This is a genomic window from bacterium, assembly GCA_024228115.1.
Taxonomy (GTDB): domain Bacteria; phylum Myxococcota_A; class UBA9160; order UBA9160; family UBA6930.
Map to the genome: position 1 here is coordinate 1 of JAAETT010000592.1, position 12741 is coordinate 12741.

Here is a 12741-nt window from a genome sequence, read left to right on the forward strand (position 1 = left end):
GGCCCGAACGGAGCGCCGCGCGGGTCACGAGCCGGACACTCACCGGCGGCGAAACCCCGATTCCGCGCTCAATTCCCGGGAAAACCCCCTCGAGCTCCCGGTTTCCGCTACGCCACCAGCGTTCTTCCGCAGCCTGCTAGAGAAGATGAGGAGAAGCAACGTGAAGCTTTCGATGTTCTGCATCCTGTTGTTCGCCCTGGCCCTCCCGGTGGCCTGCGGCCGTGATGAAGCCAAGAAAATGGCCGACGAAGCTGCTGCTAGCGCGGGCCAGGCCATGGATGCCGCAAAGGACGCGGCCGGAGGCGCAGCCGACGCCGTGGAAGGCGCAGCAGCCGACGCGGCCGACGCTGTGGAAGGTGCCGCAAGCGACGCCGCCGATGCGGCCGACGAAATCGCCCAGGACGCCAAGGATGCGGTGGCCGGCACGGCCGCTGCTGTCGGTGACGAAGCCGTTGCGGCCTGCCGTTCGTTGGCAGAAGCGGGCAATTGGGGCGAGGCCCTCGATGTCTGCACCAAGGCCCATGAGCTCCTGCCCGACGATCTCGGCATCGAGCACGCGCTGCAGCAGGCGAAGGCGGCCGCTGCCGAATAGCTTTCGCGGGCCTCGAGAGAGGCCCGCGAACCGCTCCCGATGAGCCGGACACCCGTTCTCGAAACGCCGCGGCTATGGCTGCGGGAGTGGCGGGACGACGATCTCGAGAGCTTTGCGGTCATGAACGCCGACCGGGAAGTGATGCGTCACTTCCCGGCAATGCTCACGCGCGAGCAAAGTGACTCGCTCGTCGAGAAGATTCGTGACAGCTTCGCCGAACGAGGCTTCGGGTTGTGGGCGGTGGAGGTCCGCGAGAACCGGGCATTCGCGGGCTTCGTCGGCCTTGCTGTTCCGACCTTCCCTGGCCCGTTCATGCCGTGTGTCGAAATCGGCTGGCGCCTTGCCCGAGAGCATTGGGGGCGAGGCTACGCACCGGAGGGCGCCCGGGCCGCCATGGCCCACGGTTTTGGCCCAGCCGGGCTCGACGAAATCGTCTCGTTCACCGCCCGGGGGAATGCCGCTTCGCGGCGCGTGATGGAGAAGCTGGGAATGACCCGGAACCCGGACGAGGATTTCGATCATCCGTCCCTGGAGGAGGGATCTCCCCTGCGGCGCCATGTGTTGTGTAGGATCGGGCGGGACGCCTTCGATCCGGCCGCTCGTTAGGCCTCCCCCTCGAGCATCTTCTCGAGCTGGGCGGCGGCATCCTTCTCGAGCAGCTCATAGGTCGGGGCGGTCAGGCCGAGCGCTTCACGTGCGCGGTCGAGTGCCACTGGGCTCGAGCGATCGGTGCCCGGATAGGTCTCCAGGCCCGCACAGGTTTCCGCTGCGGACTCATCAGCGTCTTCGGACAACTTCGGCACCAACCCCGAGCCGAGCTCCGAGGCGAGGTGTTCGGCGATGCAGACCGCAGCCGCCAGCGGATGGGGATAGCCCTCGATCTCCACACGATGATGGGCCGCGAGGACCCATTGCAGTTCCGCCGGCATGTCCCAGAGCTTCGCCATCAGCGAGGCCGCCTCGGTATGCGCCTCGTGGATGGCGGGCCAGAGGATCGTCAGGTCCGGAGGTGGCTTCCCTCGCGGCGTCTCCCCCAGCGCGAGCAGGATTCCGGCGATGCCGACGTCATGAAGCAACCCGCAGAGAAAGGAGAACTCTGCCTCGACGCTGCTGCTGTACTTGCAGACGACCCGACACAGGTGCGCCGTGGCCTGACTATGCTGGCGAAGACGTTCCATCGGCGCGGCGTAGGCCTCGCAACGGAACACACGGAGGTTCATCGCGACCTGCATCACGACGTCGCGTACGGTCTTCAGGCCGAGCCGCATCAATGCGCCGGAAAGGCTGTCGATCTTCGTCGCGCCTGCGTAGGCGGGTGAACCCGCCACCCGCAACACCTGGGCCGCGAGCATCTGATCGCGTTCGAGGAGTTCGACGACCTTTTCCACCTCGACATTCGGGTTCTGGGAGATCGTCAACACTTCCTGGGCCGTGGAAGGCAGCTCCGGCGGTCGATAGTCTGGGGCTCTAAAGGTCTCGAGCATGCGCTCGTGGAGAGCGGCCTCATCGAGCAGGACGTCATCGTCCACCGCAATGGAGGCTTCCCCCTTGCCGTATCCGTCCTCATGCTTCGATTTGCCCCGCCGTTTCATCGCACCTCCGATAGCTGCTGCATCGGCCGACGGGCGGAGCTTCCACTCAGGGAAAGACCCGAGAGGATTCCCGAGGACTTCCCCGGCGGGTCAGTTGCGGGTGGCGAGATAGACCACGTGCCGCCGGCCGCCCCGACCGGGCCGGTCGTGCCTCACCTCGAAGCCGACCTTGCGGAGCCTCTCCTCGAACGCTGGATCCGGATCCTCCGCCCAGACCCCGAGAACACCGCCCGGCGCCAGAGCCCGATGCGCCGCCGCGAGGGCCCGTTCGCCGAAATGGGGATCCTGGCGGGAGCGGGCTCCGGGGGCTGGCCCTTCGTAGAGATCCAGCACCAGCGCATCGAAGCTGCCGGCGGCTGCCTGCTGAATGGCGTTGGCAACATCGCCGAGCTCCAACCGGACACGGGGGTCGGAGACCGCCCCATCCGTCAGCTCTGCCAAGGGCCCGCGGCACCAATCGACGATGCCTTCGTGCAACTCCGCAACCACGATTTCGGCATCCGGCGGAAGCGCATCCAGGGCCGCGCGTAGCGTACAAGCCATGCCGAGCCCGCCGAGCAAGACGCGCGGCCGGGGGTGTGCGACGATTTCCCTTGCAGCGCGCTCACCAAGAACCTGCTCCGAACGATTCGCACGCGAGTTCATCAGCACACGCCCAGCAATCGTGATCAGGAAATCATCGGGCCCTCGGCGCCGGAGTTCGAGTTTCCCGTCCGAGGTTGTGATGCGGCCTAGCGTCTTCCAGGGACGGCTCAAACGGCGAGTTGCGTCTCGAGAAAGCGGATCATCCGATCGATCGCAGGCCGCGCCGGGGGGAGGAACTCCAGCTGTGCATAGGCATGAGGCATGCCCTCGTCTTCAAAATACTCGTGGGGCACGCCGGCCGCTTCGAGTTCGACCTTCAGGGCTCGAGCCTGGCCGATCAGCGGATCGCTGGTCCCACACATCACGTGACAGGGTGGAAGCTTGGCCGCCGCATGCACCGGGCTCACCCGGGCATCGCCGAGCAGTCCCTCGCTGGGCTCGCTCCCCAGGTAGGAGCCGACCATCAGGTCGATCAGCTTTTCGCCGAGCCCGCCAGGCAACGCCGGCATGGCCGCAACCACTTCCGGCGGGGGCTCGGCGCCGATCGTCGCGAAATCGTAGACACCGTAGATCAGGAGCGCGGCGCGCAGGCCAGGTCCCGAGGACGCGCCGGCAAGAGATGCCGCCACGGCGGCGGAGAGATTGCCCCCGGCCAAATCGCCACCGATCGCCATGCGGTCGGGATCCCCGCCGTAGGCCGCCACCTCCTTGGCCGCCCAATGCACGGCCTCCACGCAATCATCGAAGGGGGTCGGAAAGGGATGCTCCGGAGCCATCCGGTAGTCGACGTTCACGACCAGGTTGCCGGCCTCGGCGAAGCGATGGGCCAGTTTCATATGGCTGGTCGGGCTCCCGCAAACCCATCCTCCTCCGTGGAGATAGATCAGGACCGGATGAGGACCGTCCCCTTTCGGCACGATGACATCCGCCGAAAACGCACCGATCGGGACCGCCTGGTGGAAGGCGCCGACCTCGGGAAGATCGGCGTTCAGGAAGCCGGCAAACCCATCGAGGAGCTGCCGCATGTCCTCCACGGTTTCCGGCGGCTTCATCTGGAAGAGTTGAGCGAGCGCATCGGCGGGAATCGGGTCGGCCATCGGAAACCTCATGGGGCGGGGAGGCCGAAATGTAGCGCCTGCTTGCACGCGAGGGAGCTTTCGTTATCTGCATGCCATGGACGAGACCCTCGCCGACCTGCTCGCGCTCCTGGATCTCGAGCGCATCGAAGTCAACCTCTTCCGAGGCCTCTCGCCTCAGACCGGTTGGCAACGCGTCTTCGGTGGGCAGGTCCTGGGCCAGGCCCTGGTCGCAGCGCTGCGTACGGTCGAAGGGCGCGGCGTGCATTCGTTTCATGGTTATTTCCTCCGGCCCGGCGACCCCAAGGTCCCGATCCTCTACGACGTGGATCGCATTCGCGACGGCCGGAGCTTCACCACGAGGCGCGTCGTCGGCATCCAGCACGGCCGCGCGATCTTCAACATGGCGGCGTCGTTCCAGGTGTTCGAGGGTGGCTTCGACCACCAGGAGAGCATGCCGGATGTCCCGGGGCCGGATGGTCTTCCCAACGAGACGGAGCTTCGCGCCCGGTACGCCGACAAGATCCCGGAGGAGTTCCGCCATGCATTCACCCGGGAGAGGCCGATCGAGATCCGGCCCGTGGATCCGGTCGATGAGTTCGATCCCGAGAAGGCACCTGCCCATCAGAGTGTCTGGTTCCGCACTGCAGCTGGGATGCCCGACGAGCCTGCCATCCACCAATGCGTGCTCGCCTACGCATCGGACATGAACCTTCTCGACACCTGCCTACGCCCGCACGCAGTGTTGTGGACGAATCCGAAATTCCAGTCGGCGTCGCTCGACCACGCGATGTGGTTTCACCGCCCCTTCCGGATGGATCAATGGCTCCTCTATCAGACCGATAGTCCCAGTGCTTCCGGCGGCCGCGGTTTCAACCGGGGAAATATCTTCACCCAGGAGGGGAGTCTGGTCGCGTCGTGTACGCAGGAAGGCCTGATTCGGATGCACGACGAGAGACCCGGCTGAACTCTTCTCGTTGTGACCTATCGACTCACCCGTTCGGCCGCATCGTCGATCGAGAGTTCGAGGGTCGACGCCATTTCCTCGATGTGATCTCCCGTGATCGTGAATGGCGGGCCGAAGCAGGCGACATCACGGGCCGGATCGCTTCCACCCGGGTAGAAGAAGACACCGCGGCCAAGGCCCGCGGCGACCACTTTGGAAATGAAGCCGGCCTGCTTCGGAAACGACTCGAGGGTCTCACGATCCTCCACCAATTCGACGGCGCGCATCAAGCCGAGGCCGCGCGTATGAGCGACATGCGGGTGGGCCTCCAACCGGGCAAGGCGTTTCCCGAGTTGCTCGCCGAGGCTGGCAGCCCGCTCGATGAGGTCTTCGCGGTCGAGAATTTCGAGCACTTTTTCAGCCACTGCACAGGCCATCGGATGAGCGCTGTAGGTGAAGAACATGACTTCATCTCCGGCCTCGGAAATGGGTTCGACCACCGCCTCGGAGGCGAACACGGCCCCAATCGGCGCGTAGCCGGCCGCCAGTCCTTTTCCACCGATGAGGATATCGGGAACCACATCCCAGTGATCCAACGCGAAGCGGCGACCCGTACGCCCGAAGCCGCACATCACCTCGTCGGCGATCAGCAGGATTCCGTACGCGTCACAGATCTCGCGCAGCCGAGGCCAGTAGTCGTCAGGCGGAACGACGGCGCCCATCGTCGACCCTCCGACGGGCTCGGCGATGAAGGCCGCGACGGTTTCCGGCCCTTCCCTCTCGATCGCTTCGACGAGGCCCTCCGCCGAGTGCTGCGGGCCAACCTCATCATCACTGCTGCCGGGGCGTCGTAGCGGATGCCAGGCCGGAATCTTGGGGTGATCGACGAAGAGCGGATCCAAGCCCTTTCGCCGTTTCTCGTGTCCGCCAACACCCAGGGTCGCCAGGGTCGCACCGTGATAGGAGCGATGGCGGCCAATCACCTTCACCCGATTCGGTTGTCCAGCGGAAACGAAGTGCTGCCGGGCCAGGCGCAGAGCCGTGTCCACGGCCTCGGAACCACCACTGGTGAACATGCAACGGGTGAGACCTTCGGGAAGCCAATCCCGGCGAAGCCGTTCCACCAGGGCAACGCGATCTTCCGTTGCGAACGGAGGCACGACATACGTGGTGCGCGCCATGACAGCCGCCGCCACCTCTGCGATCTCCTGTCGACCATGGCCGATGTTGGCGATGACCGCGCCACCACCTGCATCGAGCACCCGGTGGCCGCCGGCCATCTGCCAATGTACACCCTCCGTGCGTTCGATGACGGGTGCCGACCGACCGGGCCCACCCAGGAAGGGATAGAGAGACACGCGCTGTGATTCCATCGCAGAAGCATCGTCCGAAAGCGCGCGCCATGCACGCTGTCGCGAGGCATGCATGCCGGCCGAAGCCAACGGATCCGAACGATGCGAGTCCCGGCCCCAGTCGGCCGCGAACCTCGGGATCCCCTCACCTACCCCGCGGGAATCGGCGCTGTTCGACGGTTTCGCCATCCCGTCGAGCCGACAGCCGTTGGACGCCAGCTCATCCGTGCACCCAGGAAGAAACCACAGCCACTCCGCCGACCAGGCACCCCAGGAAGGCCACCACACCGCCGCCCGCCCCAATCCAGCAGGGCGGCAGCACCCAATCCAGATCCGCCGGAGCCAGCCGCCCGTGAAGGGCGAACGGGTGCACCCACCAACGAGCTGGCAGGTCGCCGGACCTGATCAAACAGGCCCTGAGCCGCACGTGATAGACCAGCGCGCCTGGCACCCCGATGGTCAGGCCGACGACCGAGCAGAGCAGTGCGATCTGGATCAGAACGATCCACGGAACCCAGGCAAACGCAGCGAGGGCTGCCAGGAGCCCCGCCAGGACGACGATCTCGAGCATGTCCAAGCCAGATCGGTGCCGCCGGCCCCGCGCTGAAGTGGACCTTGGACCACCGGAAGCCCCCCGAATGCCCAGCGGCCACATTTACCCGTCGGTCGGGGATCGACGCATGCGAAACGCACCGTAGGCTCTCGGGCGGGCCCTTTCCCTTCCACCGGAAGCCACCCGATGTCAGCGAGCCCTGTGGTCTCAACTTCGCCGCTTCTACGCTGGCTCCGCACGCTGGGGCCGTGGCTCCTGGCTGCGCTCATCTTCTACTGGATCTTCGACCAGGTGCCGCTCGGCGAAGCCTGGACAGCGGCCGCGAACGCCGATCTCGGACTCTTCGTCCCGACGACCCTCGTCGCCGTTGGCTACTGGTTCCTGGTCGAGTCCCGCGCGTTCGCCTTCCTGTTCACCCGCTTCAACACTCCGCTTCGATGGGCCGAGGCGCGATCCCTTCGCGGCGTGACCTACCTCCTCACACCGATCAACTGGAACCTGGGTACGGCTGCGATCATCATGCATCTGCGCATCACCCGGGGTGTCGGGGCGGTCGACGTCGCGAGCTCGATCCTCTTCTACGGAAGCCTGGATGCGATCATCCTTTCCAGCGAAGTCTTCATCGGCGCCCTTGTGCTGCCCGCTTCAACGACGATTTCCACGATTCTGAAAATCAGCGGAGCCGTCATCGCTCTTCAAGCTCTCTTCGTAGCGACGCTGATCACGCGCCGTCCAGCCTGGCGCCCGCTGAACTGGTTGCGCAGTCGCCGCATCTTCGGAACGTTCGCTCGCGCCCGTCCCCGAGATCTCCTGGTGCTCGCGTTCGTGCGAACCGCCTACTTCGCAGGCTTCATCGGATTCTTCTGGTTCGGCGCCAAGAGCTTCCAGATCGACGTGCCCTTTGCGTTCGTCGCCGTCGTTACGCCCATCGTCATGCTGGCCGGAGCCTTGCCGCTCACGCCCGCCGGATTCGGCACACAGCAGGCCACGATGCTCTACTTCTTCGAGCCCTACGGAATAGAAGGCTCGGTCCTCGCCTTCGGACTGGCCTTTCCTGTGGCCTTGATCCTGGCGCGGCTGCCCATCGGCGTCTTCTACGGACGCGAGCTCGGCACGTTCCGGCAGTACCTCGAAAAGGCACGAAGCTCGGACGAGTCCGAATAGACCGACGCCCCGGCGAAGCCATGGCTCCACCGGGGCGAATTGGATGGTCGTCGGGAAGTCCGGAACGCCCAGACCCGCCCCCGAGACTTACCCCATGCTTCGAATCGGCTGAAGCCCGATCAACGCGTCCCGATCCCCGCCGCTGCCCAGACCGTGGCTCGGGAGAACCTGGTCGAAGCGGCCGAGATCGTCGTGGAGGGCCATGTAGTTCAGTACCACGGCTTCGGCGAGAAGATCGACATTGCTGGCGATACGAACCGCGCCGGTCTCGACCGAGCCGCTGGGCCGGTAGTAGCCGATCTGCTGGCTGTTCGGATCGCGAAGCTGGGGCCGTCCGTTCGGGTCATACACCAACAGGAAGGTCGAGGCGGTCCCTCCGTTGTCGCTCTGCCAGCCAAACTTTCCACGGCCCTGTCCCGAATTATCGATGTCGTTGCTGGAGCTCACGGAACCGTCGCTGAACACGTAGATCACCAGGGGTTGAGACCGCCGAGCTGCGTACTCGAGCATGGCGCCCATCTGTACGCCCGCCTCGAAATCGCGGACCTCTCCCGTAGCGCGTGATCCGTCGTGGTAGTCGTAGCCGCCGGATTCGATCGTCGAGCAGCCGGCAAAGCCGTTGACGGTGAGTTTCATCGCGGCCGCGGCTTTGATGTTCTTCGAACTATTCAACTCATTGGCCGTGAAGATGCTGTTGCCAGCTCCGACGATGTCAAGATCCGCTGTCGGATCGAGCAAGCTCGGATCGCCGTAGCGATTGACCAGGTCGGCACTCTGGGTGTAGGAGCAGGAAATGAGATCCTTCACCATCTGGTCTTCCGTCATTCGCTGCACACGCAGATCCGAGAGCTGCTCGATGGTCGACATCACGGAAACCGCCGCATCCTCGTCGAGCAATTCGACGAGCTTGCCCGTATCCACGAGACCACGCGCATCGTTCTCATCCGAGACCTTTGTGGGTCGTTTGGCCGGGTCGTACATCGAGAGCGGCGATTGGGAGCGCCCACCCGAATCGGAGCTGCGGCTTCCGATCAACGAAACGAGATCCCCGCTCGCTCCCGCTTTGTTGATCCCGAACATGGGGTTGTGTGGGTTGTTCCCCGTGTCGTTCGCTGAGCGAGCAGCAAACACGACACCGTTCACGTTCGCCCGCGTGGACGCGGCTGTCTTGGATTGGATCCCGCGCAAGAAAGGACTGTCCGCGTGGAAGAGCAGGCCCAGCTCGTTGTTCACCTGGGCCGGATCCGTCGGGAACATGCCCGACGGAAGGCCCTGCTTCTCGTAGCCCTCGGGGTCGAGGAAATCGAGCTGGCCCCCGGGTCCACCGACGAGCACATTGGAGCCGCTAGTGTTGGCGCCGCCGCCGAGATCCACGGCAATGAACGGAATCAATCCCGCCCCGCCGGTGGCGATTCCGCAGTCGGCTGCCGCCTGCGCCGCTGCCGGCGAACTCCCCAGTAGGCCCAACAGGCTCGGGCCCGCCGCAAAGGCTGCTCCGGCGATCAGGCCCTGACCGAGGAAATCCCGGCGGGTCACGACCTTGTGGTCCGGCGGCCGCTGCAGCTTGCGCGCACTCGTTTCGCTCATCTTGTTTCTCCCGTAACCCTGGTTTTCGCTCTCGGACCGTCTCTAGTGGAAGAGGACCGGGCCACTGCTGAGGACCGCCGTGCAGACTCCCTTGACCACGTTCTGGGTGAAATCCCGGTCGCAGTCGTCGGCGTCGTTGCACTGGCTCGTCAGATCGTCGATCAAACCCATCAGAATGGGCCTCGTTTCGGAAACATCCGGTTGGAGCGTGAGCCCCGTACCGTAGAAGCGCTCGACCAGACGATCGGCGATCAACACCTTCGCGTTCGGATCCGAGAAGGCCGTGAACGTATTCGCATTGAAGTTGAAGGCCTGCCCGAAGATCGCCTCGCGCCGGGATCGACTCTCGACCATGCGGTCGCAGTACTCGACTCCGAGCTTGAAGGCGCCGACCTGATGCGAGGAGACGAAACCCCGCAAATCGTTGTTCCCCGGCAACTGCTGTACGAGCCCCTCGAAGGTGCGCTCCACTCGACGGTCGTCCGTTGGCACGCCCGTCAGGATCGACATGGTGTGATTGATCTGGTCGAAGTTGCGAAGGCCCGTTTCCGGACTCACCTCCGATGAGAAGCCACCCGGGGTGACGGGTGCATCGGTGTTCACGACGACGGCCGTATTGTCTCCGAGCACCTCGAAGGAGAGCGAGAATACGTCGTTCTCGGGCCCCTGATCCTTTCCGATGATCGCCGCGAGGCTCGACAACTGCTGCGGTGACTGGCTCACGACGGTATCGATCGCCCGGAAGCCCTGCCCTGCCGCCGGCACCTGGCCATTGACCATGATGCGCAGGTTCTTGATCGCGATCCCGGATCCGGTCGGCCCCACGTAGGTGGGATTTCCGAACACGTAGCTGAAGGCATCGAAGTCACCGACGCTCATCTCGATCACGCTTCCGGGCTGCCCGGTCCACTGGGAGACATCGAAGCGGAGCAGGAAGCGCTCCTCGACACCGGCCAGGTGGTGGCTCTGGATCTCTTGCGGACTGAGTGCCCGTTCGTGAATCGCCGCGAACAGCACCTTGCCCTTCCAGAGCCGTTTGTTGGTCAGCTCGTTGCCGATCAGGAATTGATGGCTCGGGTCCCAGTTCGCGAGGCTACCCGGTCCCTTCGGATCCTCATTGCCGGTCCACTCGCCGTTGACGTACATCCTTCGACCATTGACCTGGTCGAACGTCATGACCACATGCTGGAGCGCTACTTCGACGATGCGATCGCCGTCCGAGGTGTAGAGGGTCGGAGTTCCGTTCCCGCTGATGCCTGCTGCATTGCTGCGGTTTCGCGCAGCAAAGCGGTAGTTCTCCTGGCCGAACATGAAGTTGCGCGTGTAGGGGTCCTCGGAATACGTGAGGATCCGCGCCGGACCGCGTTGATCGATCTCGTTGGCGAAGATCCACGCCTCGACCGAGTACTCCTGGCTACCCGTGGTCGAATCCGCGAGGCGATCGTAGAGCTTCCGACTTGCAGCCACCGTTGCAACAGCGCCGCCCGTCTTGTTCTCGATTCCGCCGCCGCCGACCCAATCCACGCCGTTCAGCTGGAGATCCATGGCCGGTGCGATGCCGCTCGTATCCGCTGCCACGTTGCCCGAGCCTTCCGTGAACTCCCAGCGCGCGATCACGGAATCGTCGTAGCGAAGGTTGCCACCCCCTTCCATGCCGTCGCTGATCTTCAGCTGGTCGCTGGTGATGCTTTGCTGGCCGCCACCGCCGGCACTGCCGACGAGGACACCCCACATGGCGATGGCCGCCCGCATCGTTTCGCCATCCGCTGCACAATCGTTCCAGCAGTAGTGACCCTCGACGACCAGTCGTTGAACCATCCGCGAGGCGTAGGGCTGCGTCAGGTTGACCTTCTGGCTATCCCACACCGCGTGATACGCCATCCCCGAATCCGGATGAGCGATATCGGGTCGACCGATCCCGGTACTACCGTCGTGGCAGGTCGCGCAGTACTGCGTAGCGAGCGGATGCACGGTCTGGGCGAAGGCATCGATCTGGACCTGCTCGGCCGGGTCGGTGCCACCATTGCCCCCACCAGTTCCGCCGCCGCCATTGCCGTTTCCGCCGCCGCCGCCACCGCCACCGCCGTTGCCGTTGCCGTTGCCGCCGCCAGCGCCACCGTTTCCGCCGCCGCCGCCACCGCCACCGGCACCGCCATTGCCGTTTCCACCGCCGCCGTTGCCATTGCCGCCGCCGTCGACGGTCGGGCCCGGGGGCGCGAAGGTCCCAGGTGTGCTGCACATGGGCACCGAGATATTCCGCCTGCGCCGACCCTTGCGGCGCTTCTGCACGTGGACGGGAATCGGCTCTGAGAACTGGTCTGCCGAGGCAACCCGCACGAAACACGGCAAGTCCACAGGACTCTCGAGCACCGAGCTGTAGCGGCCGTTCTCATCCGCCAGGATCGTCTGGATCACCTGGTCGGTTTCCGCGTTGCGGATCTCGACGTTGTGATTCGCCAGTGCGTGGTCGCCCATGACCGACAAGGTCGGGGGCCTCGCCTTGATCCGCCTCCGGCCGCGCTTTCGCGCCTTCTTGCGAGCGGAGTAGTAGGCGTTTCCTTCGACCAGAGTCGGGCTACCCGTACCGCACTCAGCCGCCGGATTCGTCACACTGGTCCGCAGACCAAGGTTCCCGCCGGTGCGGATCTGCACTTCGCAGGGCGCCTGGATCGGCGTCAGGCATTCGACGACCGTCGTCAACCGCCACCGCCGTCGCCGCTTGATCCTCGTGCGGACGGTCTTGCATTCGCCGGTCTCGAAGCTGCCGTCGTCTCCGGCAACCACGCTACCAATCACGAGCCCGGTATCCGCATCCAGGATTTCAACCATGCTGCCCGCTGGCGCTCCCGCGCCGCTGAGCATCAGATGGCCTCCCCAGGTATCCCACCAGGTTGCATCGGAAATGCCGGAGCCTCCTGCGACACCCTGAATCGACAGCTTCACATTCTCCTGGTCCGAGATGACCGGGATGCCATCGTCCGTCACCGTGAAGGTGACCATGACACTGCCCGCCTGGGTGGCCGTCGGCGTCCAGCTGAAGAGCGATGTGCCGTCCCCATTGTCCGTAAAGCTCGAACCCGCCGGGGCGCCGGCAACGCCGAAGGAAAGCGCGTTCCCGTCGGCGTCCGCTGCCAATACCGAGAAGCTCAGTGTCTGACTGTAGACGCTCACTCAGAAGCGTAGAAATCTGATCATTTGGCCGGGGGGCGACGCAGCCCGCCGTTCCGGATTCCGATTCAGATCTTCCGGGTCGAAAGGTCCTTGACCCAGGGCGAACGCCCTCCCGGCTCGACC

Annotated in this window: 11 protein-coding genes and 2 pseudogenes; 5 read left to right on the top strand and 8 right to left on the bottom strand. The window is 64.8% G+C overall.

Features of this window, described 5'->3' with window-relative positions; genetic code table 11:
* Positions 1 to 160: 160 nt before the first annotated feature.
* On the top strand, positions 161 to 592 hold the full coding sequence (locus GY937_24895; GenBank protein MCP5059955.1) for a hypothetical protein: 432 nt from the start codon (positions 161 to 163) through the stop codon (positions 590 to 592).
* Between the two features lie 39 nt (positions 593 to 631).
* Positions 632 to 1198, top strand: coding sequence for a GNAT family N-acetyltransferase (locus tag GY937_24900; protein MCP5059956.1), 567 nt, complete (start codon positions 632 to 634; stop codon positions 1196 to 1198).
* Here GY937_24900 and GY937_24905 read toward each other — a convergent pair.
* The 3 genes from GY937_24905 to GY937_24915 all read right to left on the bottom strand — a co-directional run bounded on the left by GY937_24905 (position 1195) and on the right by GY937_24915 (position 3866).
* Positions 1195 to 2184 carry an HDOD domain-containing protein gene (locus GY937_24905; protein MCP5059957.1) on the bottom strand — a complete coding sequence of 330 codons (990 nt, stop codon included), beginning with the start codon at positions 2182 to 2184 and terminating at the stop codon, positions 1195 to 1197. The genes GY937_24900 and GY937_24905 overlap by 4 nt on opposite strands.
* 90 nt (positions 2185 to 2274) lie before the next feature.
* The gene (locus GY937_24910) at positions 2275 to 2940 is read right to left on the bottom strand and encodes a spermidine synthase (GenBank protein MCP5059958.1); all 666 of its coding nucleotides are present in this window, start codon (positions 2938 to 2940) and stop codon (positions 2275 to 2277) included.
* The gene (locus GY937_24915; GenBank protein MCP5059959.1) at positions 2937 to 3866 is read right to left on the bottom strand and encodes an alpha/beta hydrolase; all 930 of its coding nucleotides are present in this window, start codon (positions 3864 to 3866) and stop codon (positions 2937 to 2939) included. The genes GY937_24910 and GY937_24915 overlap by 4 nt, the downstream gene beginning before the upstream one ends.
* 76 nt (positions 3867 to 3942) lie before the next feature.
* Between GY937_24915 and tesB the strand changes: the two genes are divergently transcribed.
* Complete coding sequence (gene tesB / locus GY937_24920; protein ID MCP5059960.1) at positions 3943 to 4812, top strand: acyl-CoA thioesterase II; 870 nt, start codon at positions 3943 to 3945, stop codon at positions 4810 to 4812.
* Positions 4813 to 4829: 17 nt separating this feature from the next.
* Here the strand turns inward: tesB and GY937_24925 are convergent, their stop codons facing one another.
* Complete coding sequence (locus GY937_24925) at positions 4830 to 6332, bottom strand: aspartate aminotransferase family protein (protein ID MCP5059961.1); 1503 nt, start codon at positions 6330 to 6332, stop codon at positions 4830 to 4832.
* A 31-nt stretch (positions 6333 to 6363) separates the two neighbouring features.
* Positions 6364 to 6714, bottom strand: a complete 351-nt coding sequence (locus GY937_24930) for a hypothetical protein (GenBank protein MCP5059962.1) — start codon at positions 6712 to 6714, stop codon at positions 6364 to 6366.
* A 168-nt stretch (positions 6715 to 6882) separates the two neighbouring features.
* Here GY937_24930 and GY937_24935 point away from each other — a divergent pair, with 168 nt between their 5' ends.
* Complete coding sequence (locus GY937_24935; GenBank protein MCP5059963.1) at positions 6883 to 7860, top strand: flippase-like domain-containing protein; 978 nt, start codon at positions 6883 to 6885, stop codon at positions 7858 to 7860.
* Positions 7861 to 7947: 87 nt separating this feature from the next.
* Here the strand turns inward: GY937_24935 and GY937_24940 are convergent, their stop codons facing one another.
* Positions 7948 to 9447: a twin-arginine translocation signal domain-containing protein gene (locus tag GY937_24940; protein ID MCP5059964.1), complete on the bottom strand. Its 1500-nt coding sequence runs from the start codon at positions 9445 to 9447 to the stop codon at positions 7948 to 7950.
* A 42-nt stretch (positions 9448 to 9489) separates the two neighbouring features.
* Entirely contained in the window at positions 9490 to 11328 is a 1839-nt protein-coding gene (locus GY937_24945; GenBank protein ID MCP5059965.1) for a LamG domain-containing protein, read from the bottom strand.
* 130 nt (positions 11329 to 11458) lie between these two features.
* Between GY937_24945 and GY937_24950 the strand changes: the two are divergent.
* Positions 11459 to 11536: pseudogene (locus GY937_24950) on the top strand (DUF2497 domain-containing protein).
* An 884-nt stretch (positions 11537 to 12420) separates the two neighbouring features.
* On the opposite strand, the pseudogene GY937_24955 reads toward GY937_24950, so the two are convergent.
* Positions 12421 to 12618: pseudogene (locus GY937_24955) on the bottom strand (hypothetical protein).
* Between the last annotated feature and the right edge of the window lie 123 nt (positions 12619 to 12741).